Below are 24,344 nucleotides of genomic sequence, written 5' to 3' on the forward strand. Positions count from 1 at the left end.
AGTGAGAACGGCGCATGCATAGGCTGGACCATCCCGTCGCCCCGGAGAAAGCGGTGACACTGGCGGAGGCCGGGACCGAATGGCACGTGATGATCGAAGAGCCGGGCCATGTCACCGTGGTCCGGTCTTTCAACAGCGAAGCCGATGCCATCAGCTACGCCGAAGGACAGAAGATACGCCTGCGCCCCGACAACGTGACGAGGATTTAGGCCATGGCTCCGAAACACGAGGCAAGCGAAGCAGCTATCGCACGGGCGAACAGGCTGCGGGCAGAGAGCGACCGCATCAGGACTGCGTTGAAGCTCGAGTCCGACCGTGCACGGCAGCTCACAACCGAAATCTCGAACCTTCTGCGGCACGCCAAAGGTACTGGCGGCGGACGGCAGCGCTAATTCCTTCATGAGATTTCTCGTTAGAAACAGGCTAGCCGAGCCAGGCGCGCGATCTTGCCGACTGATCGGCGATGCGACCTGACACTCGCACCGGGCTCCTCTGCTCAGGAGGCCCACGCGATGATCTCAACTCGTCATCCGACTCCCTGGGCGAGAATAGCTGGAACATAGGTGATCGCTGGCAGTTCGGGGTTCGCCTCAGACGCCGCTCCAAGGCGTTTGTTGAAGACGGGTGGGCAACACCTGATCGGCCCGCGCCTGTCCGCAGGCGTGGGCTTCAGGCTCCGGCAGGATCTGCCGCGCCGCCGTGCAGATGTCGCCGCCAAGAACCACAGGAGACAGCAATGAAGCATCAGACCTCATACGAACTTCAATCGGTGGCGGTCGTCGACCGGCTTGGATTGATTCCCCTTGCAACGAGAACGCAACGGATCGAGCGGTGGGCGGAACTGCTCGACCGCAATCCGCAGCGCTGCCTCTCGGCGCTGACAGGCACCGAATATGTCGATCCCGGGGTTCGCGAACGGGTGCGGGCGGACGGATCGGCGCTCGCGGTTGCGTTCGATGATCCATTGCTGCGCGCCGCCGGGTTGCGGTCGGACACCTATGGCGAAGCGAAGCGCTTCTTCGAGCTCTCCGATTGGCAATTGCATGACGTCGTCTGCAGCTGCCATACCGGCGCGACGATGCAGGCAAACTGGGCCGCCGCGCGGGTGCGCCGGATCGTAAGAGGCAACCCGATCCTCGGCTGGCTCAGGAGCCGTTTCACGCATTGAGACAGACTGGTCGTCCGGCGAACGCAGGTCGCCGGCGGCTCGGCTGCCCGACGATCAGTGCAGAGATGATCAGTGCAGAAGAGAAGCTCCGCGCAACTGCGCTATCCTGCGCATGATGGCGTTCAGCCAGTCGGCGATCGACGAGTCCGCGGGTCTATTGTCGATATCCTCCAGCGCCCGTTCCAAAGTATGCTCGACAAGGCGGTCTGAGGCCCCGGCATCTTCCAGCAGCAGGCGTGCGGTGAGCCGCAGCTTGGGCAGCAGCGCAACGACGTCCTCCGCCGCAGCCACCGGCTGCCCGACGGTCGCCGGTTCTACAGAGTGCTCCTGTGGAAACAGTGCATCGATCAGGCTGACGCGGTTCGACGACTTGCTCAGGCTGCTCGCAAAACGCAAATGCTCGGGAATGGCGATCTCGTCATATCCGCTGAAGAACACGAAGGGCACGTTGCGCCGCATCAGCTCGTCCGCGACCGGGAAAACCTTGCGGCCATGCAGGTCGATGTCCAGGATCGCGGCCTCGGCTTTCTTCGCATGCCGTCCGGCCTGCTCCACCGTCGCCACCGGCCCAAGAATGATGGCGCCCATGTCGGCGAAGAAGGTCGCCAGATCGCTGGCGAGCAGCCACTCGTCTTCAGCGATCAAGAGGTGAAGTCCCCTGAGGTTTCGCACACGAGCTCCTTCAGTTCGCATACCGCAGCCGCAAAGCAAGGCGCGCTCACACCCGCACATGGCAATGAGGTCGCAGGGAAGCCAGATGTTAGAACGCGGCGACGGGTGAACCGTTCCGGAGGTTCGCTGCATGCACTTCGACCCGATCTGACAGGCTTCGATCCGGTCAGACAGGGTATGGAACCATTCCGCCGGCCTGCGGTTCGGCACGAGGCGGGAGTCGGCTGGGAACCACGACCATGACATCGTACGGCGAAGCCTCCGGGGATGACAACGAGCGTGAGAATGCCGAACGTGTCCGCGACCTGGCGCAAAGAGCGGGAATTGCAAGCCGATTGGCGCTGGCGCTGATCCTGAAATACGGCAACGATCCGGAGGTGCTCGATCGCGAGGCGGCAAAGCTGAAGCGCGATGCGGAGAACGCCGGCAGATAGAGCAGGAGCTGCCTCGTGCTGGCCGACCCGATGGTCCTCATCCTGATGTATTTCGTCCTGCCGGTCTGGCTGATCGCGGGCTTTGCCGACTGGCTCTGTCATCGTGCGACCCACATCGAATCCACGACCGGCGCGAAGGAATCGCTGATCCACCTGCTGATGTTCGCAGAGGTTGGGATCCCGCTGCTTGCAGCGATGTTCCTCGAGGTGAACGCCTTGATCATCGCCGTAATGATCGTCGCCTTCTTCGTTCATGAAGCGACGGCAATGTGGGATGTGCGCTACGCGACCACGGCGCGCACGGTGAGCCCGATCGAGCAGCATGTCCACAGCTTCCTGGAGATGATCCCGCTGATGGGGCTGGTCATCGTCGTGGCGCTGCATTGGGGCCAGTTCCTGGCCCTGTTCGGCGCCGGACCGGAAACGGCGCGCTTCGACCTGACCTGGAAACAGCAGCAACTGCCGGTGGCATATATTGCCGTCGTGATGATCGTCATCGTGCTGTTCGAACTGCTGCCCTATGTGGAGGAGTTCTTCAGAGGCCTGCGCGCCAACGCAGGCCGGCTCGTGCCCGCCAAGGCAAGGCGCCATGAGCCCGGCGATACCGCCACGCGGTGAGGGCAACTATCTTCTCAGCCGTTCTGGTCGATAGCGTGCGGCGAGGGCTGTTGGGCGCCACCGGCCGGACGCCCGTCATTCTGGCCAGTCCAAACCCAGAGGGCGACCAGGACGATCACCAGAACACCTAGCGCAATTGTGATATGACGCATCAACGGCCTCAGCCGCCTGGCCTGTTGGCGGCCGGATCCGAGCCGACGCCAACCGCAGGATCGGGCGCCACCGGACCGCGCTCGGCTTCCGAGCCTTCCGACTCGATCTCCTGGACGGCCTGATCCCAGTGTTCCTGCTGGCGTCCCTCGGGGCGGCCTTCGCGCTCCCATATTTCGTGGGCACGTTGCCTGATGCGTTCTTCCCTGTCCATCACAAGCCTCCTTTCACGCCTCAGGTGGCGCTGCCCGCGCCTAAGTGATTGCCGGCGGATTTGTTCCTTCTAAGCCTGCCGTGTACCGTGCCGGTTCGGGAACGTCGCCTTCGCGCCGGTGTTACTTCTCCATGAGAAATGGAGACCAGCCATGAACAATCAGAACCGCCGCGAGACAGGCGCCACAAAATATCCGGCCAACACCGATCCGGATCCGAGCGACCAATTCTCCCAGGACGCCGCCGGCAACGAAAGACCTCACGTCGATCCGGGCCTCAGCCGCAAACAGGGCGAGGTCGAGGACAAGACCCATCAGTCGGAAGGCCGCAATCCGCCGCGGCAGCCGACGCCAAGCCCCTCGACCGAAAAGAGTTCAGGCGCTGGCCCGGCAGTCGCGGAGCATTCCAAGGACGCCAAGGCAGCCAGGAGCGGCCGTCAGCCCGGCGCCTATGTGAAGGAATGACGGCGGCGCGGACGTAGTGGAACATAGCTATGACTTCTAAGTTCGAGGACTGCCGCCGCCGACGATCCGGCGGCGGATTGTGAGGCTCTGGAGCCGTCCGGAGCCTCCGCAACCACGACGGATCGGCTATGAACAAGACAGCGTCAAGCAAACATCCGCGGGAACGGGCAGCGCGCGATAGGCCACGTTCGCTTCGACGGCGGGCATTGCTCCCTCTGACCGCAAGCGTCCTGGGGAGCCTCCTCTGTTTCCCGGCATCGGCGCACCAGGCACCGGCGGGCTGGCAGTATGACCCTTCCTGCTGCGCTGGGGTGGATTGCTATCAGGCACCGCCTTCGGATGTGAAGGAAACGAAATACGGTTACCAGCTCTCGACCGGCGAGCTGATCCCCTATAGCGACCATCGCATCAAGCGATCGCGTGACGAACATTTCCACGAATGCAAGCGGGGCGGCGACAACAGATCCCAGCGCTCTTTCTGCCTTTACGTTCCGGACCGCGGGATGTGACCTGCAACGCATCGGCAGTCGAAAGAGAAAGGCCCGCCCTTGCAAAGGCGGGCTTCAAGGCCGTGCAAGAGGCCGATAGCTTACTTGTTGCAATTCTGCACGTTGGACGTCGTGTTGCCACTGGCTGTGTTGTTGTCGATGTCGTTGCCGGCGGCGTCCTTGCACCGGTCGTTTGCGCCGTTGGACTTGGTGCTGTTCGTGCTGTTGGTGGCGTTTGGATCGACCGTGCCGTTGCTGTTGCCCGTACCCGTTGCGCCGCCCGCGCCGGTGGTGCCTGCGGTAGCGCCGGTGCCGTTGGTGCCGTTGCCCGAGCCGCTCGTTTGCGCCATCGCGGAAGTCGCCAGGACAATTGTAAGAATCGATGCGGAAAGAAGTTTGATCATGGTAAGGATCTCCTGTTGATCGCCTGATTGCGATATCATTCGACAAGAAATTAAACCGGATGTTCCGATGAAATTCGCCGACAACGCCGATCTGCTTATAAATTTCACCTCTGACAAAGAAGATGCACAATGCAGTTTGTAAGATTTGTTGCGAGGTTCTGGAAAGCTTACTTATTCGTTCGGATTTTCTGGCGAGGGTTGATGCCACCTGCGTCGCTTGTGTCGTTCTCGACATCACCTTCGACTGTGTTCTCGCCATGCTCCAGCTCGTCGCCTTCCTTGATGGTGCCCTTGGAGGTTCCAATGCCTGGATCATTGCCCATATCGGCATCGCTCGGCTTTTTCGATTTCGGGTGCTGGTTTCCGCTCATGGTCGTTCCTCGTTATGTCTTTCGAACCGGAAGCGGCGCAGAATGTTCCGGCGTCAGACGCCGAACGGATAGGTTTCCGGCATGCCTTCGGCGGCGTGTTCGGGTCCGAGCGGCGTGACCGCGCTGGTCTCATCGAACCAGACAAAGGCATCGAACTGACGCGCCAGCGAAGCGTCGGCATAGTGGCTGTGCAGTTCGGTTTCCGGCCGGTAGATCACGCCGATGAAGCGCTCCAGGCGGCGCTCGGCCAGCTGGTCGCGCAGCTTCGGGTCGCGTGCGAGGTCAAGCAGGAACCGGCCGATGCCCGCGTCGTGGCAGAGCCGCTCGTAACTGTCCTCGCGCGATGGCCGCACCGACTTGACTTCCATCTCGCCGTCCCAGTCGGTCGCCGCGGCGACCGTGCCCGTATGCGTGCCGAAACCGATGAGAGCTGCGGCGTCGCCGAAGCGCTGCCGGCAGAGCTGGCCGATATTCACTTCCTCGCGCGAGATTCCCATTTCGGTGTAACGCGCATCGCCGATGTGGGAATTGTGCGCCCACACGATGGCTTTCGCGTTCGGGCCGCGTACATCCAGAATATGTTCGAGCGTCTCGAACATATGCGTGTCGCGCAGATTCCAGGATTGCGGTCCGCCGTAATACATGACGCGGTAATACTGCTCCGCCGAAGCGACGAGCCGGGCATTCTGCGCGGCTTCGAACAGTTCCTCGCCGTCTCGGCCGGCATGGTCGAGTTGCCTCACCAGCATGTCGCGGCACTGCTCGAGGACCGCTTTCTCGCATTCGCGGTAGCCCTTGGTCAGCGCGGCACGACCGTAGGTCGACGGCTCGGTCTGCCATGGCGTCAGGCAGCCATAGCGCTCCCGCGCAACCCTTGCCGCTTCCGGGTCGACGCGATCGAGATACTCCAGGACGGCGGCGATCGAACCGCGCATGTTGTAGATGTCGAGGCCATAAAAGCCTACTTGCGGCTGCAGCGCCTTGACCTTGTCATTGTGCTCGCGCAGCCATTCCACGAATGCCGCGACATCGGTGTTGCGCCACATCCAGGTTGGAAAGCGCTGGAACGGCTGACCGGCGCCGGGCGAGGCGCCTCGGCCGCGGACATAGCGGTCGATGGCCGCTGCATCGGGCCAGTCGGCCTCGACCGCGACGATGGTGAAGCCGTGCCACTCGATCAGCCTTTTGGTTATTGCAGCGCGTGCCCGGTAGAATTCGGAGGTGCCGTGGCTCGATTCGCCGAGCAGGACGACCCGCCGGTCCGCGAAACGGTCGAACGGTTCGGCAAACGCAGGGTCGTCGAAGGCGGAAAGCGGCTCGGCGACCGCGGCGATCATTTCCGGCAGGCTGCGCTTGCGCGCCAGTGGGGTCGTGCGGACAGTCGCTGGGCGGCTTTCCTCCTGCCAGCCCTGTTCGCCGATCAACGGGACGAAGCGCACCCCGCCGAAATCCTCCTCGCTGTAGGTCGATGCGCCGGTGCGGGTTACCTTGAGCAGCCGCTGTTCATCGGGATCATCGCCCACCGGGATGACCAGCCTGCCGCCGACATCCAACTGCTGCTGCAACGCCAGCGGCGCGCCCGGCCCGCTCGCGGCCACCACGATCGCATCGAACGGCGCCGCTTCGGGCCAGCCTCTGGTTCCGTCGCCGATCCGCACTTCGATGTTGCCGTAGCCTAGTTTTTGAAAGCGTCGCTGTGCGTCCTCGGCCAGTGGCGCATGGCGTTCGATCGTGTAGACATGGTCGACGATGCGGCTCATCACGGCGGCGGCATAGCCCGATCCTGTGCCGACCTCGAGCACATTATCGCCTGGGCCGATCTGCGCCATCTCCAGCATGAAGGCAACGATGTAAGGCTGCGATATCGTCTGTCCTTGCGCGATCGGCAGCGGTCCGTCCTCGTAGGCGAATTCCTCGTAGCCTGGGTCCACGAAGACTTCGCGCGGGACCTCCCGCATCGCCGCCAGGATTTCCCGATCATGGATGCCGCGCCGGCTGAGATGCACATCGACCATCCGACGACGCTCGCGGGAAAGATCAAGCATCGAAATCCCCTTCTATTCGCCTACGTCCATCATCGCCTTGGTTGGCTCGCGGGTGACGTTTTCCTCGATAAGGTCGCGGCCCGGAGTCTGCGGCAGCGCCTTGCGAAAATTCTTGGCGTAATCGGGCGGCATTTTCGGCGGCATCATGGGCTCATAGGCGTCGACGAGCGCCTCGATGATCACCGGCCCACTGGTGGCGAAAGCCTGGTCGAGCACGCGCTCGACCTCCTGCGCCCGCTCGATGCTGAAGCCTTTTCCGCCCATCGCCTCCGCGGCCTTGGCAAAATCGATCGGCTGCAGCTCGCAGCCGAATTGCGGGTTGCCGAGGAACATCATCTGCTCCCAGGCGATCTGGTTCAACATGTTGTTCTTGATGACCAGGACTTTCAGCGGGATGCCGTAGCGCACCGCCGTCGAAAACTCGCCGAGCTGCATGACGAGCCCGCCGTCGCCGACGATCGCCGCGACAGGACGGCCGGGAAAGGCAATGCCGGCGGCGATGGCATAGCTCAAACCGCAGGACATGGAGGCGAGCGCGCCGGAAACGCCGAAAGCCTGCCCCGCGCGGAGATCGACATGGCGCGCGGCTAGTTCCGTGTTCTGGCCGGAATCGGTTGCCAGCACCGTATTTTCGGCAAGGCGCTCGCCGAAGGCGCGCGCGACGCGCTGCGGCTTGAGCGGATGGGCCAAGCCGTCTTCGGACTGGCGCATCGTCTCGCGCCATTTTTGCATCGAACTCTGTGCAGTTGCCAGGAATGCGCCGTCGCCCTTCTGCTGCAGCCGCTGGTTCAGGGCGCGCAAGGTCTCGGCCGCATCGCCGACAAGACCGGCCTCGACGGGAAAGCGCAGGCCGATGCGCTGCGCGTCGCAATCGATCTGTACGCCACGCGCTTTGCCCGGCTGCGGATAATATTCGATGTAGGGAAAAGTCGAGCCGACGATGAGGACGGCGTCGCACGTCTCCATCGCCTCCTGCGAAGGCAAGGTGCCCAGAATGCCGATGCCGCCCGTGGTGTAGGGATGATCGTCCGGCAGCACGGCTTTGCCGAGCAGCGCCTTGGCGATGGGCGCCTGCAACAGCCGCGCCGTTTCCTCGAGTTCAGCCGCCGCGCCGATCGCTCCGCGTCCCGCAAGGATCGCCACGCGCCCGGCGTCATTGAGAATGGCCGCGGCCTTGTCCAACTCCGTATCCTGCGCGAGGCAGTGGGGGGCGAACATGTCCTGCGGCGTGTGCGCCGGCCGGTTGCGCTTGGATCGCTTGGCCGCGTCGGCGGGCTGCTCCTGGATATCGCTGGCGATCGAAAGATGCGCGACGCCCTTGCGGGCGAGCGCCGTGCGGCAGGCAAGGCTCGCCACATTCTCCATATGCGCCGCGTCCGAGACCTGGACGTTGTAGACGCTGACGTCATTGAAGACGCGGGTCAGATCGACATCCTGCTGCGTGAAAGTCTCGATCAGGTCATGGAACTGCATGCCGGTGATCGCCAGCACCGGCGCCTGGTCGAGCCTGGCGTCGTAGAGGCCGGTGAGGAGATGGGTGCCGCCCGGCCCGGACGTCGCGAGGCACACGCCAAGCTTGCCTGTCCATTTGGCGTAGGCGCAGGCCATGAACGCGGCCGATTCCTCGTGCCGCACCTGGACGAAGGATATCCTGTCCTGGTTCTTGCGCAGCGCCTCCATCACGCCGTTGATACCGTCGCCGGGCAACCCGAACACGACTTCGACGTTCCAGGCGATCAAGGTGTCGACGAGGATTTCGGCTGCATTGGGCATGGCGAGGCTCCGCTGTTGGCTTCCGAACCAGCAAGGCTGCGGTTGGTTCCCTCGCCGGATCGAAGCGGGCCCCATGGCGAAAAGGAACAAACCCGATTGCGCGGGGTTGGGCGGCCACTGCAGTGTGGTGCCCATGAGGAGGCGTCCATGGAAAAGCCTGTCTTCTGCGATACTTCGCTTCTGCGCGTCGCCTATCTGAGCGGCGGATCCGAGGACGGCCCGCCTGTGCTGCTCCTTCATGGCTGGCCGGATGATGCGACCACTTTTGCGGATGTGGCACCATCTCTTCAGGCCGCCGGCTTCCGCACCTTCGCGCCGTGGCTGCGCGGGTTCGGGAAGACCTCGTTCCACTCCGATGAAACCATACGCTCAGGCGAGATCGCCGCTATGGCGCAGGACGCGCTCGACTTTGCCGACGCCATCGGCCTCGAACGGTTCGCGGTTCTCGGCCATGACTGGGGCGCGCGTATCGCCTATCTGCTCGCGTCCGTCTTTCCGCAGCGGATAACATGCTGCGCGGCGCTTTCACTGGGATGGCAACCTGGCCCTCCGTCGATGCCGCCTTTGGAGCAGGCGAAGGCCTTCTGGTATCAGTGGTTCATGGCGACCGGGCGCGGCGAGGAGTTCGTGCGACAGCATGGTCACTCTTTCGCGCGCTTCCAGTGGGACAGCTGGAGCCCGCCAGGCTGGTTCGACGACGATCTGTTTGAGCGTGTGGCCAAGTCTTTCGCAAATCCGGACTGGCCGGACGTGACGCTGCATTCCTATCGCGTGCGCTGGGGGGAGGCGGATCCCGACCCGCGCTATGCTGAACTTGCGCGCAAGCAAGTTGAGGCGGAGGCCATCTCGGTGCCGACATTGGTCCTTCATGGCGACGACGATCGCGTCGTTCTGCCGGATTCGTCCAAAGGCAAGGAGCCGTATTTTACGGCCGGTTATGAGCGTGTGCTCCTGCCGGGTGTCGGTCATTTCCCAACTCGAGAAGCGCCCGCACAGGTTCGGGAGGGATTGGAGAGATTCCTCGTCGAGTCCGGCAGGCAATAGCCGGCGCCGACCTCGACGTTCGGGAAAGCTGCGTCGAGGGAAGTTCGCCGGTCCAGCGGACGGGCGAAGCAGGAACTTTTCTCCGTCGACCGCGGTCTGCCTGGTCATCGTGCAGTGGCTGTCGTCCGCGCTGGGCGGCTACGTCGCCGGGCGGCTTCGAACGAAGCGGGTCAACGTCCGAGGTGTATTTCCGCGACATCGCGCATGGCTTCCTGGCCTGGGCCCTGGCCACGCGGCAAACCGATCTATCTCTTTGTTTTGTCGCAATTTCCAGCTGGAAACCGCTCACACTTTTCCTGAAATTGCTCTAATGGCGCGAAGCGGGATGGCAGCCGTGAAATCGAGACCGCTCGGAGCGAACCGCAACTCCACCGTCGCTCCAAGCTCGTAAGGCAAGGTCCGCTCGAGCACCTCGAAACCGAAGCCGCGCCGTTCGGTCCGTTTCAGATCGTGAACACCGCTTTCAGTCCAGATGAAGCGGAGCAGATCTTCCTCCAAACGCCATTCGATGTCGATGCGGCCAGTCCGGCTCGAGCTTGCAAGCGCCCCGTATTTCAACGCGTTGGTTGCCAATTCGTGGATGGCCAGGCCCATCGTCTCAGCAGCCTTGGGAGCGAGCGTCAACGGCGGGCCCTCGATCGTCAGGTTATCGCCCTCGCGGCCCCCGGCGGCGCGCAATTCGTCGGCGACGATCGATGCCAGGTTGATCTCGATCGACGGATGGCGTGTGATCGCCGCCTGCACGCGGGCGAAAGCGTTGATGCGACCTTCCAGGTGAGCCGCGGCTTCATCAAGGGATTCGCTTTTCTCCATCGTACGCCGCACGATCGAGCGGATCACGGCCAGCGTGTTGCGCATATGATGCTGCAGTCCGGCGAAGCGAGCCTGCTGCTGTTCCTCGGCTTGTTTCTGTCGCGTGATGTCCTGGCCGACGCCACCGATATGAGCGACCTTTCCCGCCGCATCGCGCATCGCAAAGCCGGAATCGCGCAGCCAGCGTATCTCGTTGTCGGCCGGCCGGCATATTCGGTATTCGAAGGTTGCACGTGCGCCGTCGCGTATGCGCTCGATCTGGCCCAGCACATGCTCGCGATCCTCGGGCACGATAAGGTCGATCCAGGTGGCGAAGTTGTCGCCGGCCAAGGCCTGTTCACGACTCATCCCGTAAATCGCCTCGAAGACAGGCGTCAGGTATTCCCACTGCAGCGTGTCGGCATTGCGGGCCCAGAGAACGTCCGAGGCGGCTTCGGCGAAATCCCGCAGGGTCTCGTCGCTCTCACGCAGTCGGGCTTCGACGCGCGCATGCTCACGCATGGTCGCCGTGACATCTGCCAGACCGCGTTCAAGCGGCTTGTTGGGCGGGCCCTTGGACATTACTCCTCGTTGGCATCGAGATGCCTGCCCTCGCGATCGAGATGCAGATAATTGGGATTGAACAGCGCGACGTCCTGCAATGCCTGGAGATTGGGAATGGTCAGTGTCCTGTCCTTCAGCACGATGAGGTTCGAAGCGCGCAGCTCCTGCAGCGTACGATTGACATGAACCGTCGACATGCCCAGCGTCTCGCCCAGTTCCGTCTGCGTCAACGGAAATTCGCAACTGCTGTCGCTTGTGCAGCCGGCTGCTTCCAGCCGGATGAACAGCTCGCACAACAGATGCGCCATCCGCTCGAGTGCATCGCGCTGGCCGAGATTGACCGTCCATTCGCGCTGGATCGCTGCCGCGACCAGCGATTCCCACCACAGCGCCTGAGTGATGCGCGGATGTCCGATCATCATCTCGTCGAAGGCGGCGCGTGAAATCTCCGAGACCGCGACTGGCGTGATCGCGCCGATCGAGTGGTCCATTTCCTTGAGGATGAACACGTTGAGATCGCACAGATCGCCGGGGAGGAAGAATGCAATGATCTGCCGGCGTCCGTCTTCGAGGGTCTTATAGCGGCAGGCCCAGCCCTCGTTGATCAGGTTGATGAATTCAGGTTTCTCGCCTTCGTGGATGATGTCTTCTCGCGCGGCGAAGCGCCGGACACGTTGCGCCGCAATTCTGACCAGCATCTCCTTGTCGGCCTGCGAAAGCCGCGTGAATTTCTCAAGCTTGCGGATCAGAGGTAGCCTCATCCCAGTCCTCTTGATCCCGTGATACACACTATGATGCGACGACGACCTTACCTATGTTAATGTCGGACTGCGTAAGACGTTTCAAATGGCTGCCTTCGGGAGGCTTGCCATGGATGAGAAAGTCGCCGGCGCTCGTGTTCTGGTCATGGAAGACGAGTATTTTCTGGCTGAGGATATCACAAAAGCCCTCTCGGGGCTCGGTCTGACGGTCATCGGTCCCTTCGCGACCAGTGACCAGGCCTTGAATTCCCTTGACCTGGGCGGCGTCGACGCCGCCATACTTGATCTCGATCTGGCCGGCGCCATCGACTTTGCCGTGGCGGACGCGCTATTGGCCAGGCGGCTTCCGTTTGTGTTCGCCACCGGCTATGACGCCACCGCCATTCCGCCACGCTTTGCCGAGATCCGCAGTTTCGAAAAACCTTGCGACGCAACAGAACTGGCGCGCCACCTTCTGGACGTGACGCGCAAGTCGCTGCCGATCGATAGTGGTTGATACCGGACTAGACGCTCATCAAATCGAAGCTCACGGCATGGCCGTGCTTGACCGCCGATCGCGCGATCATGTTGCTCAATTGAGGGCTCTCAACCGAGCAGTCCGGCATCACGGTCAGGATCGCTCTGGTTGCCGCGGCCACAGACACCGGAGATCGGTGAGGGGAACGCGTTTCCATATAGTGGTCGATAAGTTCGTTCAGACGCACAGGATGATATTTGATCACGCCGCAACCTCCCTTAGCGCGCTCTTGTCGTTCTTTCAGTTGATAATTGCGCCCTGCCTCGCGGCCACGCATTAACCCATGAAAAAGAGACGAAAATTTTTATGAGCTTCTGAGCGGTCAGGACCCGATCGGAAGAAAGGGCCCGCCTCGCCTGGGGGTAGAGTTAGGCGGGCCCTCCGGCTCTCTTCGGTTGCCACCATCTTGTAAGCCAGGGCCGAAATTTATCCGAGCCTGGAAAGAGTCGCTTTAACCTGCGTTATTGTCGGCGACCTGCGCCGGGCGCAGATATCTTCAGCGTCACCCGGCGGACCCGCTTGAATGGCGCCTGGGATCGCCCGCGAGGCGCTCAGCCACGCAATAAGAAGAACAAAATGGTCACCGCTCCCAATGGCTATGACTTTTCCGACATCAAGGCTGTTGCGCGCGAGCTCGTGCAGTCCGATCCGTCCGTGTCGATAGAGGACATAGTCCGGTCGCTTTACGAAGATCTCTATGAAGGCGAACCCTGCCCGCCGGCGTTGATTGAAGCCGTCAAGCAAGCGTTGCACCACCCGGCCAGCGGGCAAACAGACACAGGTGGTACCTGATGGGCGCCGCTCTTGTCCGCTCTGAGCTGCATCGGCCGCTGAGAGTTATCATGGCAGTGCTGGAGATCGGCTGAAGGGAACATGCGGCTTGCCCCGGTGTTTGGCATCATGGATGATCTGCGTTCGCATCGCATCCAGCTCGACCTGGAACATCTTCTCCAAACCCGCCGACGCGCGGAGCGTCTGATCGGCGAAACCGGTTCGGCTATCGCCAGAAGTCGGATTTTGTTGCGGCAATCCCGACTGTTGCTGGCTAAAATCGGGCGGGACAGAAGCCTTTATCCGCCTTGGCAAAATGCTCAAGGCGCCCGGCCAGAAGCGCGCAGCCAGAAATAGCGTCAGGCTTGGTCGCCCAGGAAAATCCTGGCGTCCTTTGCGGCGTCTACGAAAGCCTGGCGCGCCACGCGTGGCGGCTTCTCGTCCCGCAGCACCGCAAGGCACGCCCTGATGGCGTGGTGCCGGGCTCGGGAGTTGGGCTTCGGCCAGGTATGCAGAAGGACGTCGGCCGCATCCAGCACAGTGACCACCACCCGATCACGATCGATCCGGCCGGGCTGCACGATAACCGGTTTGCGAAAACGTTTGATGCGTTTTGAGCGCATGATCGCTTTGCCGCTGACCATTCGCCCAAAGAGAAGTTCAATCGCCGCCGCCATCAACAACCTATGTTAAGGCGGCGGCGCAATCATCGTGCAACATAGGTTGGCCTTTGTCCCCTCACTTAGGCCGGGCCCGGCCTGCAATCCTGTGTCACGGAGGAAAACGCAGGTCGGGCTTCATCCGTACGGGTCATCGCGAGCGGTCAGCGTGCTCAAGCCACCAACGACTGATGTGCGGTCTCCGTTCCAACAGCGGAACATTTGAACCCTTCGTTGGTTAGCGCACCACCGGCGCCTCTGCTTGCGGGAGCACAACCTTCGATCCGGGAAGGAAGATCGATGTCAGGCACCGTCTTGTGGTTCATCGTCGTCGCGGGCGGTCCCCTCATTCTTCTGCTCGCGATCATCTATGTGCTCGCCACACGCCGCAGCCGCGGACCGGCAGAGCAGCGCGAGAGCGACCGGGCGGTCGAACGCCTGTACCGGGAGGAAGGCGACTAGCCCTCCGTCCTGGCGAAGCTCGTCACAAAAAGCGTGACGTAGAGCGCGGAACAACGCCGGTTTGCCGCTGTTTATCGAAACATGGGAATGAAGATCAAAAGCCGTAGCAAACGGTTGATGGCCAACGACGAGTTGCCCGGAGTGCTGGCGACGCTGCCGGTGATCGATGCGAAGGCGGAGCCGACGCTGAAGAGCGCGGAGGCGGAAGCTTTCTACACGCATGCGATCCGCGAGCTCGCCGCCACCGACGTTCCCTTTCTGGTTGCCGGGACCTATGCCGTCAGCGCCTATACCGGCGTCGTGCGCCAGACCAAGGACCTCGACATCTTCTGCAAACCAGGCGATTGCCCGCGCATCCTCACCCATTTCAAGGATATCGGCTACGCCATAGAAATCGAGGACGACCGCTGGCTGGGCAAGGTCTTCGAAGGCCCGCATTTCTTCGACGTGATCTTTGCTTCCGCCAACGGGACCATGCACGTAGAGGACCAGTGGCTGGAGCATGCCCGCCAGGTCGAGTTGCTGGGCAGCCGGGTCAGGATCATCGGCCCGACCGAGCTTATCTGGTCGAAATGCTTCATCCAGGACAGGGGCCGGCATGACGGCGCCGACATCGCCCATACCATCCTCAAGGCGCATGAGCAGATCGACTGGCAAAGATTGCTCTCCTATCTCGACACCCACTGGGAGGTGCTCTTGATGCAATTACTGAATTTCAGATGGATCTATCCCAGCGAACGCGACCACATTCCCGACTGGCTGCTTGACAATCTGCTCGACCGGCTCGCCAGGCAGCGGCAACTCCCTGCGCCGCGGATGAAGATCTGCCGCGGCCGGCTGCTATCGCAGGTCGACTACGAGATCGACGTCAAGGAATGGGGCTTCGCAGGCGTCGGCGGCGTTGGAGAATTCCGCGATGGCTGAACAAAACAAGACGGGCCGCAAACCGAACGGCAACGGCAAGGTCAAGATCGCCGCGATGGGCGATCTTCATGTTCAGGAAGATGCGCAGACTTCCTACCGCGACCTTTTCGGCGAGGTTTCCCGCGAAGCCGACATCTTGGTGCTTACCGGAGACCTCACCAATCTCGGTAAGCCGAAGGAGGCCGAGCTTCTCGCGGAGGATTTGCGCGCCTGCTCAATTCCCGTGGTCGCGGTGCTCGGCAACCATGACTACGAATCCGGCTGCGTCGACCAGATCGCGGCGACGCTCCGCCAGGCAGGCGTTTATCTCCTGGATGGGCAGGCGACGGAGCTGATGGAAGTCGGCTTTGTCGGCGTCAAGGGTTTTGTCGGCGGCTTCGGCTCGAGGATGCTTGGCTCTTTCGGCGAGCCGGCGATCAAGGCCATGGTGGCCGAAAGCGTCAACGAGGCGATGCGGCTCGAGAACGCCATGCGGCAGGTCCGCGCCAAGCGCACGCTGGTTGTGCTTCACTATGCGCCGATCGCGGAGACGGTCGCTGGCGAGCCGCCGGAAATCTTTCCGTTCCTCGGGTCATCCCGGCTTGCGGAAACGATCGACCGGTTCAAGGTGAGCGCGGTCGTGCACGGCCATGCCCATCGTGGCACTTTCGAAGGCCAGACCCCCGGCGGCGCCAAAGTCTACAACGTCGCCATGCACATCACGAAGCCAACGGGCCGGCCCTACGCGCTGCTGGAAATCTGAACCGGTTGGCTCTTAAAGCGCGTCGCGTCGAAACGGATTCGCGCGACGCGCTTTAAGTCTTTGTTTTTGATGCATGTCGTTCTCCCAAAACCGCTGCGCGCTTTGGGCGACATGCATTAGACCTCGTCGAACCGGCTGCCTTCCTTGGAAGGGTCCTTCGACAGGACGCGTTCTTCTTCGTCATCAGGCAACGCTTCATCGCTGTCCTGGAAGGGGTTGTCGTCATCCTCTTCCGGAAGGTCGCCTTCCGCTTCGGCATCATCCTGCGGATCACCGTTCACCGCGACGCTGTCAGGCAGGATCCTGCCGCCCTCCAGAGCATCCCAGTCCTGCTGTTCGATGGTCGGCGCTTCGGTCTCGTCGGTCTTTGGGGGCCGCTGTTTGTCGCGCGGGTCCATGACGTTCTCCATTGCTGAGCTTCGAGTGAAGAACCTTTCGCCGAAACAGTTGTTCCGCTTCATATCCAACCAGAGGATGGCTGGCGCGGTTGCCCGGGAACAGCACGGCGCCTTGTGACTTATCGTGCCGAACCGGGAACTTTCATGCCTCGCCAGCTCGATCTCAGAAGCGGCAAACCTGTCTGGTCTGCCTATCGCTCGCCCGCGGTGCCGGCGGAACGCCTGACCCGAGATGCAAAGACCGATGTCCTGATCGTCGGCATGGGCATCAGCGGCGCGATGATGGCCGAAGCTTTGACCCGCGACGGCCACGCCGTCATTTGCATCGACAGGCGTGGGCCGTTGAAGGGCTCGACGGCCGCGACGACGGCGCTCGTCGAGTTCGAGATCGATCAGCCTCTCATCAGGCTGTCCAGGATGATTGGAGGCGATGCCGCGCGGCAGGCCTGGATCCGCTCGCGGCTGTCGCTGCTCAACCTGCGCGGACGCATCGCGGAACTCGATATCCGCTGCCGGTCGGCCGAGACGCCGTCGCTCTATTTGGCCGGCAATCGGCTCGATGCACCGGAGCTGCGCAGCGAGTCCGAAGCGCGTCGTGAGGCAGGCATTGGAGCGTCCTTCCTGCCACGCAAGAAGCTGAGAGAAGATTTCGGGATAGATCGCGCCGCAGCGATTCTGAGCCACGGCAATCTGGCGCTCGACCCACGCAAATTGACGTCCGGACTACTTATGAGGGCATTGCAACGCAAAGCGCGGTTCTATGCGCCGGCGGAAGCGACGGCGATCGAAGATACCCGCCTCGGCGTGACGGTGGCGACGCGCCAGGGTCCGAGGATCCATGCTGGCCATCTTGTCCTTGCGACCGGCTACGAGCTGCTCGATATCGTGCCGAGGACCGGCCATCGCCTCATCTCGACATGGGCGATTGCCACCCGGCCGCAGCCGGAGAAGATCTGGCCGCTCGCCGCCCTGATCTGGGAAGCTTCGGACCCTTATCTCTATCTCAGGGCGACATCCGATGGTCGCGTGATCTGCGGCGGCGAAGACGAGGAGTTCACCGACGAGGAGAGGCGTGACGCCCTGACCGCGCAAAAGACGGTCCGACTTGAGGAGAAACTCGGCAAAATCTTCCCGCGACTCGACACGGCGGCGGAATTCGCCTGGACCGGCTCGTTCGGAGCCACCGACACCGGGCTTCCGATTATCGGCAGCGTGCCCGGCCATCCGCGCATATATGCGGTGATGGGCTATGGCGGAAACGGTATCACTTCTTCCCAGATCGGTTCGGAGATCGTCTGCGCGTCCATTGCAGGGAGGGAGGACGCAGACGCAAATCTCTTCGCGTTCAAGGCATAAGCCGCCTGGATGCCATGGCCGTGACCGGACTGGTCGCCCGGCTACGCGATCTGCTCGAACGTGCACTGCTGCGGCGCCTTGTCCGGCCGCCAGCGCAGCAACCTTGTGCCATGCCGGAAGCGTTCACCGGTGACATGGTCGAAACGAACCTCGACGACCAGTTGCGGCCTCACCGGCTCCCATTCTCCGCTGCGCTCGGTGCTCCAGCGGCTCGGACCGCCCGGCGCCTTGCCAGTGAAGCCCGGCCCTCCGCGCAAAGCCTCGAGCTTCGCCGTGAGCGCCGCGCGGTCTTCATTGGCGATGGTCGATGTGAAGCCGACATGATCGAGCTGCCCATTGTCATTGTAGAGGCCGAGCAGAAGCGATCCGACCTGCCGCTTGCCGTTCAGATAGCGGAAGCCGCCGACCACGCAGTCGGCGGTGCGCAGCCGCTTGACCTTGACCATCGCGCGCTCGCCCGGCCGATATGGCTCGTTGAGCATCTTGGCGAGGACACCATCGGTCGAGCCGTCGCCGGCGCCTTGCAGCCATTGCCTGGCCGTGGCGACATTGGTGGTCGATGGCGACAGCTGGAGGCCGGAATTGGCCGCCTTGGACAGAAAGGCCTCCAAAGCGTCGCGCCGGGCGCGCAAGGGTCGTTCGAGCATGATCTCGCCTCCCGGGGCGACCAGCATATCGAACAGGATCAGCCGCGCCGGCGTCTCGATGCTCAGCTTGCGGATGCGGCTCTCCGCGGGGTGCAGCCGCATCTGCAGCGCGTCGAAGGAAGCGCGACCGTCGATCTCGATGACAATCTCGCCGTCGATGACGAAATCCTTCGCATCGAGGCTTTGCAGCGTCGCCATCAATTCGGGAAAGTAGCGGCCAAGCGGCTTTCCGGATTTCGCCCTGAGATCGACTGCCTTGCCGTCCTTGAAGGCAAGGCAGCGGAAGCCATCCCATTTCGGCTCGTATTGCCAGGGGCCATTCCCCTCCGGCAGCGCTTCCGCCGTTCGCGCTTCCATCGGCGGCGTTTCCAATGGCAACGGGAAGTCGCTCCGTGGCGCCGCTACCATCGTTCTTCCGTGTCATGATGCGGCAGGTCGATGCCGCAGCAAACCCACCCGAGCCGCTGCGAGGAACCGTAATTGTGCCGTGGCTCAAGCCCGGACGGATCGTCAAAGGTGCCGATATGCATCGCGACTTCGTACGGGTTCGCGTCATAGGCAAGGGTAAGCGGCGTACCGCAGGACCGGCAGAAGCTTCTCCGGGCGATAGGCGAGGAGCGGCGGTACGCAGGCTCCATCGTCAACCATGAGAGGCCGCCGACAGGCACCCAGCCAAGCACGGCGAAAGCGCTCCCCGTCGCGCGCCGGCACATGTCGCAATGGCAGTAGTGCACGCGCGGTTCCCCGGTCAGGCGGTAACGGATATTGCCGCATAGGCATCCGCCGTACCGCTCGACGGCTGCGTTTTGCGTAAAGACGTCCGGTTCTTCCATCAAGCTTGAACGCTTGATCGGAGATGCGGTTTCGGTAGCGCAAGAGTTTACGCGTCGAGATCGATCAGGGCGATGCCGAGACCTGGCCGTTTCGTGCGCCGCAAATGCACGGCCGACTCCGTCACCGTGATCTCGAGTGTGGGCTTCACCACACCTTCCAGCAGGTGCCCGCCGCGGGTTGATCCGTCGCTCAGGCCCAGCACCGCATGCAGATGCAGGCTTGGCTTGCCGCTGTCGTCGACTGCAATGTCGCCGATCGCGCTCAGCACCTCGCACTGCTCGTCGACCGGAATGCTGCGGTAGGATTTCGAGCCGAAGTCGAACCAGCCGACCGTTGCTCTTTCGAAAGCGCCGATCGCCGTCAGCGAGGCGCCGGTAATTCCCTTCTGTCCCGCGAACGCGGTGAGGGACGCGAAGGCTTCCTCGCCCGGATCGAGCACGACCACGAATATTCTTTGTCCCGAGGTTTCAGTGACCAGCTTCGATTTCATGATGCCCTTCGCATGCAGCGGCGGTTCCTGCGCAAAACTCACGGGCGGCACGCATGTTCCAAGCTGCGGCGGAAACTGGAGGCCGATCCATTTCCGGATAGCGAAGTCACGCTTGGGTGAAGTGGCGAAGTCTTTGGCTGGCAATTTGGAACATTGGCTCTGTTGAGAGGTTAGCGCACGACACCAGCCAGCCAGGAGCGAGCCATGTCACAGCCCTCAGCCCTGTCCACCAATGGTCTCAGTCGAAGAAAGTTCATGGCAGGCACGGTCTCGGCGGCCGCGGCTGCGCCGTTGCTGGCTTCACGGGCCGAGGCAGCGACGCCGGTCGCAGCCGAGCCGAAACTGAGGCGGCCGGTCGTGACGTCGCTCAGGATCAACGAGCAGCCCTATGAGCTTTCACTCGACGCAAGGACCAGCCTGCTCGACGCGTTGCGCGATCACGCCGGCCTCACCGGCACCAAAAAGGGTTGCGACCACGGCCAGTGCGGCGCCTGCACGGTGCTGGTCGACGGCAAGCGCGTGCTGTCTTGTCTGAGCTTCGCCGCGATGAACGACGGCAAGGACATCACGACGGTCGAAGGGCTCGCGCCCAGCGACGGCAAGCTGCATCCAATGCAGCAGGCCTTTATCGATCACGATGCCTTCCAGTGCGGCTACTGCACACCGGGCCAGATCCTGTCGGCGATCGGTTGCGTCAATGAGGGTCATGCCGAATCCGAGAATGACATCCGCGAATATATGAGCGGCAATATTTGCCGCTGCGCCGCCTATCCCAATATTGTCGCCGCCATCCTGCAGGCGCGCGACGAGACGAAGGGAGCCTGACATGCGTCCGTTCGTCTATGAGCAGCCAACCGACATCCCCGCGGCGGTTGCGATCGCGTCCCGGTTCACGACCAACGACGATCAACCCACGCGAGCGAATGCGCAGTTCATCGCCGGGGGTACCAACCTTGCCGACTATATGAAGCTCGGCGTCGCCGAGCCCAATCGCCTGCTTGATCTCAACCGGCTCAAGGAGTCCGGACTGAGGCAAGTCCGGGTAACCGATGACGGTATCCGCTTCGGCGCCCTGGTGCGCATGGGCGAGGCTGCGGATCACCGAGAGGTCAAGGAGCGCTATCCCGTCATTGCCGACAGTTTGCGTTTGGCGGCAAGCGGCCAGATCCGCAACATGGCAAGCCTGGCCGGAAACATCCTGCAGCGCACGCGCTGCGAATATTTTCGCGAGACGTCCTGGGCTTGCAACAAACGCGTGCCCGGATCCGGCTGCGCGGCGATGGAAGGCTTCAACCGGCAGCATGCCGTTCTGGGGGGCAGCGACGCCTGCATCGCCACCTACCATGGCGACCTCGCTCAGGCGTTGATCGCACTCGATGCCGTGGTCCATGCCGAGGGATCGCGCGGAGCCCGCAGAATACCGTTCGCCAAATTGCATCGGCCGCCCGGCGACACCCCTCATATCGAAACCGATCTCGCAGCCGACGAGATCATCACCGCCATCGAGGTGCCGGCTCTGCCATGGGGCCGGCGCTCACTCTATCTGAAGATCCGTGACCGCGAATCCTATGCCTTTGCGTTGGCTTCGGCGGCCGTCGCGCTCGACCTGGATGGCGAGACTGTGCGCGAGGCGCGCATTGCGCTCGGCGGCGTGGCGACCGTGCCCTGGCGTGCCAGCGCGGCCGAACAAAGCCTGCAAGGCAAGAAGCTCGACCAGACATCGGCAGAAGCGGCGGCCGACGCCGCCTTCGCTGAAGCCCAACCGCGCCAGCACAATGCGTTCAAGGTCGAGCTCGGCAAGCGAACGCTGGCGCGCGCTCTGCTTGAAACCCGCGACATGAAGGTGTGACCATGGACGCTGCCGCTCCCAAACCCAAGGAGAACATGGGCGAACCGCTGCCGCGCGTCGATGCGCGGTTGAAAGTCACCGGGCAGGCGCATTACCCCGCCGATCTGCCCACCGCCAACATCGCCTATGGCGCGCTGGCCACCAGCAGCATTGCCAAGGGCAAGGTGACGAAGCTGCATCTCGACGATGCCCGCGCGGTGCCCGGCCTGCTCGACATCGTCACCTATGGCGACATGGACAAGGTCGAGAAGCCGAAATTCGGCAATTCCGGCGCGACGTCTATCGGACCGCTGCATGACCGGACGATCTTCCATGACGGCCAGATCGTCGCCCTCGCGGTTGCCGAGACGTTCGAGGCGGCCGAGGAGGCGGCGCAGCTGATCCGCGCCGAGTACGAGGAAGAGAAGCCGACTGCGACTTTCGACAGCCCCGGGACGGCGACCATCCCTGCCGCCGGAAAGAGCCCGCTGTTCAAGGAAGATGTGAAGGCGGGCGACTTCGACGCCGCTTACGCTGACGCCGCAGTCAAGATCGACCAGCGTTATTCGACACCCACGCAGCATCACAACCCGATCGAGCTGTTTTCAACGACCGCCTTCTGGGAAAGCGACCGGTTGACCGTCCACGAGCCGTCGCAGAATGTGACCGGCTGGAAGGCCGAGCTGGCCAGGCAGTTGAAGATCGACCCTGCGAAGGTACGCATCGTCAGCCCGTTCATTGGCGGGGCCTTTGGTTCGAAGGGACCGATGACACCACGTACGGCAATCGTGGCCGTCGCCGCTAAGCGCCTCGGACGTCCGGTGCGCTGCGTGACCAGCCGCATGCAGGCTTTCGGCACGCAGACCTACCGGGCCGAAACCCGGCACCGCGTCCGGATCGGCGCCGGCAAGGACGGCCGCATTACCGCCTTCGCGCATGAAGGTTGGGAGGTGACGTCGCGCCCGGATCCCTATGTCGTGGGCGGCACTTCGGCGACCGGCCGTATGTATGATTATGGTTCGGTTCTGACCCACGTGTCGCTGGTGCAGGCTGACCGCAACACGCCGGGCTACATGCGTTCGCCGCCCGAGACGCCTTACGTCTATGCGCTTGAAAACGCCATGGACGAGATGGCGGTGGCGCTTGGCATGGACCCGGTCGAGTTCCGCCGCATCAATGAACCCAAGACGGAGCCGATCGGCAAGAAGCCGTTCTCCAGCCGTTCGCTGATCCAGTGCTACGACCAGGCGGCGGAGGCCTTCGGTTGGGCCAAACGCGATCCGAAGGTCGGCGCGACGCGCGACGGCGACTGGCTGGTCGGCATGGGTTGCGCAACGGCGATCTACCCGACTGCCGTCGCGCCATGCGCGGCGCGCGTGCGCCTGACGGTCGACGGCGACGTGCGGCTGCAATGCGGTTCGCACGAGATCGGCACCGGCGTGCGCACCGTGGCCGGTCAGATGGCTTCCGAGCGGCTCGGCGTCAGCATAGACAGGATCAGCGTCGAAATGGGCGACAGCAGCCTGCCTCCGGCTCCGGTCTCGGGCGGGTCGATCTCCACAGCCAGCGTGTGTTCGGCGGTGCTCAAAGCCTGCGACGCCATCCGAACCAAGATATACGCCGCCGCGACTGCCGAGGGCGGTCCGCTGGCCGGGTCTCATAATGAGGAATTCGAGCTTGCCGGCGGAAAGATCGTCGCGAAGAGCGGCGCGTCGGCAAAGGTAGAGGACGTCCTGAAAGCAATGCAGGTCGGCGCGATCGAGGAATATGCCGAGTTCGCACCCAAGGGTGCGACGCCCGAGGCGCTGAAGAAACTCTATGCCGGCACGCCGGAATTCCACGGCGGCGACCAGGACGAGGATTCGGTGAAATACGCCTTCGGCGCCGAGTTCGTCGAAGTCCGCATCAACCGCTACACCAGGGAAATCCGCGTGCCGCGCATTGTCGGCGCATTCGCGGCCGGCCGCATCATGAACACGCGCACCGCGCGCAGCCAGCTGATGGGCGGCATGATCTGGGGCATCGGCCAGGCGCTGCATGAGGCGACCGAGGTCGACAGGCGCTATGCGCGCTACGTTAATCGTGACCTGCAGGACTACCTTGTGCCGGTCAATGCCGACATCAAGGACCTGCAGGTGATCCTTGTTCCGGAGGTCGACCATACGGTCAACCCGGCTGGCGTGAAAGGCCTAGGCGAGCTCGGCAATGTCGGCACCGCCGCCGCCGTTGCCAGCGCGGTCTACCACGCCACAGGCAAGCGTATCCGCGATCTGCCGATCAGGATCGAGCAGCTGCTCGTTTGAGACTTATTCGTCAGTTATCCGCCGGAGTTCCAGTTCTGGCTCATGATCCTCTTCGGGCTGACGCTGATCGGGCGATAGTAGCGATATGCCGTGCCGCGTGCGCGGCCCGGCAGCCGCCGTTGGGTATGCGGCTTTCGACCGCCGGGCCTGACCGGGCAGTTGTGAGTCCAGCCGGCTGACGGCATAATATAAGCAACATCTAAAATTTCATCCTGCGAACGACGGAAGACCGCGCACTGAGCGCATGGTGGAACCGATCAGTATGCGTGGCCGAGAGGCGCCCCAGACTTTGCGCGAGACCGCAATTGCCAAATGGCTTGTAACGCCCTCCAAGATTCTGACGATCTCCGTCCTTGATGGAGCCCGTAAGCCGGTATCGTGGCAGTTCGTCCGAGTGGAGGTTCCACAGTTAGCGCGCTCTGGCGTCTCGCCGGCAGCTGGTTCAAACGTCC

30 protein-coding genes are annotated in these 24,344 nt (G+C 62.8%); 16 read left to right on the forward strand and 14 right to left on the reverse strand.

What is annotated here, in order from left to right; all coding sequences use genetic code 11:
* Window positions 1-14 precede the first annotated feature (14 nt).
* The gene (locus CK230_RS25325) at window positions 15-209 is read left to right on the forward strand and encodes a hypothetical protein (RefSeq protein WP_095819874.1); all 195 of its coding nucleotides are present in this window, start codon (window positions 15-17) and stop codon (window positions 207-209) included.
* Window positions 210-736: 527 nt separating this feature from the next.
* The gene (locus CK230_RS25335; protein WP_095819876.1) at window positions 737-1,168 is read left to right on the forward strand and encodes a hypothetical protein; all 432 of its coding nucleotides are present in this window, start codon (window positions 737-739) and stop codon (window positions 1,166-1,168) included.
* Window positions 1,169-1,237: 69 nt separating this feature from the next.
* Here the strand turns inward: CK230_RS25335 and CK230_RS25340 are convergent, their stop codons facing one another.
* Window positions 1,238-1,813, reverse strand: a complete 576-nt coding sequence (locus CK230_RS25340; RefSeq protein WP_245430060.1) for a response regulator — start codon at window positions 1,811-1,813, stop codon at window positions 1,238-1,240.
* Window positions 1,814-2,079: 266 nt separating this feature from the next.
* Here CK230_RS25340 and CK230_RS32665 point away from each other — a divergent pair, with 266 nt between their 5' ends.
* Entirely contained in the window at window positions 2,080-2,274 is a 195-nt protein-coding gene (locus tag CK230_RS32665) for a hypothetical protein (RefSeq protein WP_141246089.1), read from the forward strand.
* Between the two features lie 15 nt (window positions 2,275-2,289).
* Window positions 2,290-2,892, forward strand: coding sequence for a diguanylate cyclase (locus CK230_RS25345; protein WP_095819878.1), 603 nt, complete (start codon window positions 2,290-2,292; stop codon window positions 2,890-2,892).
* A 160-nt stretch (window positions 2,893-3,052) separates the two neighbouring features.
* Here the strand turns inward: CK230_RS25345 and CK230_RS25350 are convergent, their stop codons facing one another.
* Window positions 3,053-3,256 carry a DUF2934 domain-containing protein gene (locus tag CK230_RS25350; RefSeq protein WP_095819879.1) on the reverse strand — a complete coding sequence of 68 codons (204 nt, stop codon included), beginning with the start codon at window positions 3,254-3,256 and terminating at the stop codon, window positions 3,053-3,055.
* A gap of 151 nt (window positions 3,257-3,407) precedes the next feature.
* Between CK230_RS25350 and CK230_RS25355 the strand changes: the two genes are divergently transcribed.
* On the forward strand, window positions 3,408-3,719 hold the full coding sequence (locus tag CK230_RS25355; RefSeq protein WP_095819880.1) for a hypothetical protein: 312 nt from the start codon (window positions 3,408-3,410) through the stop codon (window positions 3,717-3,719).
* 589 nt (window positions 3,720-4,308) lie between these two features.
* On the opposite strand, the gene CK230_RS25360 is transcribed toward CK230_RS25355, so the two are convergent.
* The 4 genes from CK230_RS25360 to CK230_RS25375 form a co-directional block, all read right to left on the reverse strand.
* Complete coding sequence (locus tag CK230_RS25360; protein WP_095819936.1) at window positions 4,309-4,611, reverse strand: hypothetical protein; 303 nt, start codon at window positions 4,609-4,611, stop codon at window positions 4,309-4,311.
* Window positions 4,612-4,778: 167 nt separating this feature from the next.
* On the reverse strand, window positions 4,779-4,982 hold the full coding sequence (locus CK230_RS25365; protein ID WP_095819881.1) for a hypothetical protein: 204 nt from the start codon (window positions 4,980-4,982) through the stop codon (window positions 4,779-4,781).
* Between the two features lie 53 nt (window positions 4,983-5,035).
* Entirely contained in the window at window positions 5,036-7,027 is a 1,992-nt protein-coding gene (locus tag CK230_RS25370; protein ID WP_095819882.1) for a protein-L-isoaspartate(D-aspartate) O-methyltransferase, read from the reverse strand.
* 12 nt (window positions 7,028-7,039) lie between these two features.
* Window positions 7,040-8,800: a thiamine pyrophosphate-dependent enzyme gene (locus CK230_RS25375; RefSeq protein WP_095819883.1), complete on the reverse strand. Its 1,761-nt coding sequence runs from the start codon at window positions 8,798-8,800 to the stop codon at window positions 7,040-7,042.
* Between the two features lie 15 nt (window positions 8,801-8,815).
* Between CK230_RS25375 and CK230_RS25380 the strand changes: the two genes are divergently transcribed.
* The gene (locus tag CK230_RS25380) at window positions 8,816-9,844 is read left to right on the forward strand and encodes an alpha/beta hydrolase (RefSeq protein WP_245430061.1); all 1,029 of its coding nucleotides are present in this window, start codon (window positions 8,816-8,818) and stop codon (window positions 9,842-9,844) included.
* Window positions 9,845-10,129: 285 nt separating this feature from the next.
* Here CK230_RS25380 and CK230_RS25390 read toward each other — a convergent pair whose 3' ends face one another.
* Window positions 10,130-11,218, reverse strand: a complete 1,089-nt coding sequence (locus CK230_RS25390; RefSeq protein WP_095819885.1) for an HWE histidine kinase domain-containing protein — start codon at window positions 11,216-11,218, stop codon at window positions 10,130-10,132.
* Window positions 11,218-11,961, reverse strand: coding sequence for a Crp/Fnr family transcriptional regulator (locus tag CK230_RS25395; protein WP_095819886.1), 744 nt, complete (start codon window positions 11,959-11,961; stop codon window positions 11,218-11,220). Before CK230_RS25395 ends, CK230_RS25390 begins: the two co-directional genes overlap by 1 nt.
* A gap of 109 nt (window positions 11,962-12,070) precedes the next feature.
* On the opposite strand from CK230_RS25395, the gene CK230_RS25400 reads away from it, so the two are divergent.
* Window positions 12,071-12,457 carry a response regulator gene (locus CK230_RS25400; protein ID WP_210201495.1) on the forward strand — a complete coding sequence of 129 codons (387 nt, stop codon included), beginning with the start codon at window positions 12,071-12,073 and terminating at the stop codon, window positions 12,455-12,457.
* 7 nt (window positions 12,458-12,464) lie between these two features.
* Here the strand turns inward: CK230_RS25400 and CK230_RS25405 are convergent, their stop codons facing one another.
* Window positions 12,465-12,683 (reverse strand): hypothetical protein, encoded by a 219-nt coding sequence (locus tag CK230_RS25405; RefSeq protein ID WP_141246090.1) that lies wholly within the window; start codon window positions 12,681-12,683, stop codon window positions 12,465-12,467.
* Between the two features lie 371 nt (window positions 12,684-13,054).
* Between CK230_RS25405 and CK230_RS25410 the strand changes: the two genes are divergently transcribed.
* Window positions 13,055-13,270 carry a hypothetical protein gene (locus CK230_RS25410; RefSeq protein ID WP_141246091.1) on the forward strand — a complete coding sequence of 72 codons (216 nt, stop codon included), beginning with the start codon at window positions 13,055-13,057 and terminating at the stop codon, window positions 13,268-13,270.
* Between the two features lie 81 nt (window positions 13,271-13,351).
* Entirely contained in the window at window positions 13,352-13,606 is a 255-nt protein-coding gene (locus tag CK230_RS32670) for a hypothetical protein (RefSeq protein WP_210201496.1), read from the forward strand.
* Between the two features lie 2 nt (window positions 13,607-13,608).
* Here the strand turns inward: CK230_RS32670 and CK230_RS25415 are convergent, their stop codons facing one another.
* Window positions 13,609-13,926, reverse strand: a complete 318-nt coding sequence (locus tag CK230_RS25415) for a DUF982 domain-containing protein (protein WP_245430062.1) — start codon at window positions 13,924-13,926, stop codon at window positions 13,609-13,611.
* Between the two features lie 282 nt (window positions 13,927-14,208).
* Here CK230_RS25415 and CK230_RS33220 point away from each other — a divergent pair, with 282 nt between their 5' ends.
* From CK230_RS33220 to CK230_RS25430, 3 genes are all read left to right on the forward strand, one after another.
* The gene (locus CK230_RS33220; RefSeq protein WP_095819890.1) at window positions 14,209-14,370 is read left to right on the forward strand and encodes a hypothetical protein; all 162 of its coding nucleotides are present in this window, start codon (window positions 14,209-14,211) and stop codon (window positions 14,368-14,370) included.
* A gap of 117 nt (window positions 14,371-14,487) precedes the next feature.
* Window positions 14,488-15,294, forward strand: coding sequence for a nucleotidyltransferase family protein (locus tag CK230_RS25425; protein WP_095819937.1), 807 nt, complete (start codon window positions 14,488-14,490; stop codon window positions 15,292-15,294).
* A complete protein-coding gene (locus tag CK230_RS25430) occupies window positions 15,287-16,036 on the forward strand; it encodes a metallophosphoesterase (RefSeq protein WP_095819891.1) in 750 nt (249 codons plus the stop codon). The genes CK230_RS25425 and CK230_RS25430 overlap by 8 nt, the downstream gene beginning before the upstream one ends.
* 116 nt (window positions 16,037-16,152) lie before the next feature.
* On the opposite strand, the gene CK230_RS25435 is transcribed toward CK230_RS25430, so the two are convergent.
* A complete protein-coding gene (locus tag CK230_RS25435; protein WP_095819938.1) occupies window positions 16,153-16,434 on the reverse strand; it encodes a hypothetical protein in 282 nt (93 codons plus the stop codon).
* A gap of 144 nt (window positions 16,435-16,578) precedes the next feature.
* Between CK230_RS25435 and CK230_RS25440 the strand changes: the two genes are divergently transcribed.
* Window positions 16,579-17,790, forward strand: coding sequence for an FAD-binding oxidoreductase (locus CK230_RS25440; protein WP_095819892.1), 1,212 nt, complete (start codon window positions 16,579-16,581; stop codon window positions 17,788-17,790).
* 41 nt (window positions 17,791-17,831) lie between these two features.
* Here CK230_RS25440 and CK230_RS25445 read toward each other — a convergent pair whose 3' ends face one another.
* Genes CK230_RS25445 through CK230_RS25455 form a run of 3 tightly spaced genes read right to left on the reverse strand, consistent with a single transcriptional unit; the run spans window position 17,832 to window position 19,761 of the window.
* Complete coding sequence (locus CK230_RS25445; protein ID WP_095819893.1) at window positions 17,832-18,845, reverse strand: ATP-dependent DNA ligase; 1,014 nt, start codon at window positions 18,843-18,845, stop codon at window positions 17,832-17,834.
* Window positions 18,839-19,270 (reverse strand): GFA family protein, encoded by a 432-nt coding sequence (locus tag CK230_RS25450; RefSeq protein ID WP_095819894.1) that lies wholly within the window; start codon window positions 19,268-19,270, stop codon window positions 18,839-18,841. Before CK230_RS25450 ends, CK230_RS25445 begins: the two co-directional genes overlap by 7 nt.
* 47 nt (window positions 19,271-19,317) lie before the next feature.
* Window positions 19,318-19,761 carry a PPC domain-containing DNA-binding protein gene (locus CK230_RS25455; RefSeq protein ID WP_095819939.1) on the reverse strand — a complete coding sequence of 148 codons (444 nt, stop codon included), beginning with the start codon at window positions 19,759-19,761 and terminating at the stop codon, window positions 19,318-19,320.
* A 255-nt stretch (window positions 19,762-20,016) separates the two neighbouring features.
* On the opposite strand from CK230_RS25455, the gene CK230_RS25460 reads away from it, so the two are divergent.
* From CK230_RS25460 to CK230_RS25470, 3 genes are read left to right on the forward strand one after another with little or no spacing between them, the layout of a single operon-like run.
* On the forward strand, window positions 20,017-20,586 hold the full coding sequence (locus CK230_RS25460) for a (2Fe-2S)-binding protein (protein WP_176480208.1): 570 nt from the start codon (window positions 20,017-20,019) through the stop codon (window positions 20,584-20,586).
* 1 nt (window position 20,587) lies between these two features.
* On the forward strand, window positions 20,588-21,610 hold the full coding sequence (locus CK230_RS25465) for a xanthine dehydrogenase family protein subunit M (protein WP_095819896.1): 1,023 nt from the start codon (window positions 20,588-20,590) through the stop codon (window positions 21,608-21,610).
* A 2-nt stretch (window positions 21,611-21,612) separates the two neighbouring features.
* Complete coding sequence (locus CK230_RS25470) at window positions 21,613-23,892, forward strand: xanthine dehydrogenase family protein molybdopterin-binding subunit (RefSeq protein WP_095819897.1); 2,280 nt, start codon at window positions 21,613-21,615, stop codon at window positions 23,890-23,892.
* Window positions 23,893-24,344 lie beyond the last annotated feature (452 nt).

The organism is Mesorhizobium sp. WSM3859, assembly GCF_002295065.1.
In the GTDB taxonomy this organism is placed as follows: domain Bacteria; phylum Pseudomonadota; class Alphaproteobacteria; order Rhizobiales; family Rhizobiaceae; genus Mesorhizobium.

Excerpts from the sequence above, each read along its gene's own strand:
- CK230_RS25360 (WP_095819936.1), bottom strand. The coding sequence starts at position 4,611 with ATGATCAAACTTCTTTCCGCATCGATTCTTACAATTGTCCTGGCGACT.
- CK230_RS25470 (WP_095819897.1), top strand. The coding sequence starts at position 21,613 with ATGGACGCTGCCGCTCCCAAACCCAAGGAGAACATGGGCGAACCGCTG.
- CK230_RS25410 (WP_141246091.1), top strand. The coding sequence starts at position 13,055 with ATGGTCACCGCTCCCAATGGCTATGACTTTTCCGACATCAAGGCTGTT.
- CK230_RS25375 (WP_095819883.1), bottom strand. The coding sequence starts at position 8,800 with ATGCCCAATGCAGCCGAAATCCTCGTCGACACCTTGATCGCCTGGAAC.
- CK230_RS25355 (WP_095819880.1), top strand. The coding sequence starts at position 3,408 with ATGAACAATCAGAACCGCCGCGAGACAGGCGCCACAAAATATCCGGCC.
- CK230_RS25430 (WP_095819891.1), top strand. The coding sequence starts at position 15,287 with ATGGCTGAACAAAACAAGACGGGCCGCAAACCGAACGGCAACGGCAAG.
- CK230_RS25350 (WP_095819879.1), bottom strand. The coding sequence starts at position 3,256 with ATGGACAGGGAAGAACGCATCAGGCAACGTGCCCACGAAATATGGGAG.
- CK230_RS25450 (WP_095819894.1), bottom strand. The coding sequence starts at position 19,270 with ATGGAAGAACCGGACGTCTTTACGCAAAACGCAGCCGTCGAGCGGTAC.
- CK230_RS25425 (WP_095819937.1), top strand. The coding sequence starts at position 14,488 with ATGGCCAACGACGAGTTGCCCGGAGTGCTGGCGACGCTGCCGGTGATC.
- CK230_RS25335 (WP_095819876.1), top strand. The coding sequence starts at position 737 with ATGAAGCATCAGACCTCATACGAACTTCAATCGGTGGCGGTCGTCGAC.
- CK230_RS32665 (WP_141246089.1), top strand. The coding sequence starts at position 2,080 with ATGACATCGTACGGCGAAGCCTCCGGGGATGACAACGAGCGTGAGAAT.
- CK230_RS25435 (WP_095819938.1), bottom strand. The coding sequence starts at position 16,434 with ATGGACCCGCGCGACAAACAGCGGCCCCCAAAGACCGACGAGACCGAA.
- CK230_RS25390 (WP_095819885.1), bottom strand. The coding sequence starts at position 11,218 with ATGTCCAAGGGCCCGCCCAACAAGCCGCTTGAACGCGGTCTGGCAGAT.
- CK230_RS32670 (WP_210201496.1), top strand. The coding sequence starts at position 13,352 with ATGCGGCTTGCCCCGGTGTTTGGCATCATGGATGATCTGCGTTCGCAT.
- CK230_RS33220 (WP_095819890.1), top strand. The coding sequence starts at position 14,209 with ATGTCAGGCACCGTCTTGTGGTTCATCGTCGTCGCGGGCGGTCCCCTC.
- CK230_RS25365 (WP_095819881.1), bottom strand. The coding sequence starts at position 4,982 with ATGAGCGGAAACCAGCACCCGAAATCGAAAAAGCCGAGCGATGCCGAT.
- CK230_RS25440 (WP_095819892.1), top strand. The coding sequence starts at position 16,579 with ATGCCTCGCCAGCTCGATCTCAGAAGCGGCAAACCTGTCTGGTCTGCC.
- CK230_RS25415 (WP_245430062.1), bottom strand. The coding sequence starts at position 13,926 with ATGGCGGCGGCGATTGAACTTCTCTTTGGGCGAATGGTCAGCGGCAAA.
- CK230_RS25395 (WP_095819886.1), bottom strand. The coding sequence starts at position 11,961 with ATGAGGCTACCTCTGATCCGCAAGCTTGAGAAATTCACGCGGCTTTCG.
- CK230_RS25400 (WP_210201495.1), top strand. The coding sequence starts at position 12,071 with ATGGATGAGAAAGTCGCCGGCGCTCGTGTTCTGGTCATGGAAGACGAG.
- CK230_RS25445 (WP_095819893.1), bottom strand. The coding sequence starts at position 18,845 with ATGGTAGCGGCGCCACGGAGCGACTTCCCGTTGCCATTGGAAACGCCG.
- CK230_RS25325 (WP_095819874.1), top strand. The coding sequence starts at position 15 with ATGCATAGGCTGGACCATCCCGTCGCCCCGGAGAAAGCGGTGACACTG.
- CK230_RS25455 (WP_095819939.1), bottom strand. The coding sequence starts at position 19,761 with ATGAAATCGAAGCTGGTCACTGAAACCTCGGGACAAAGAATATTCGTG.
- CK230_RS25370 (WP_095819882.1), bottom strand. The coding sequence starts at position 7,027 with ATGCTTGATCTTTCCCGCGAGCGTCGTCGGATGGTCGATGTGCATCTC.
- CK230_RS25465 (WP_095819896.1), top strand. The coding sequence starts at position 20,588 with ATGCGTCCGTTCGTCTATGAGCAGCCAACCGACATCCCCGCGGCGGTT.
- CK230_RS25460 (WP_176480208.1), top strand. The coding sequence starts at position 20,017 with ATGGCAGGCACGGTCTCGGCGGCCGCGGCTGCGCCGTTGCTGGCTTCA.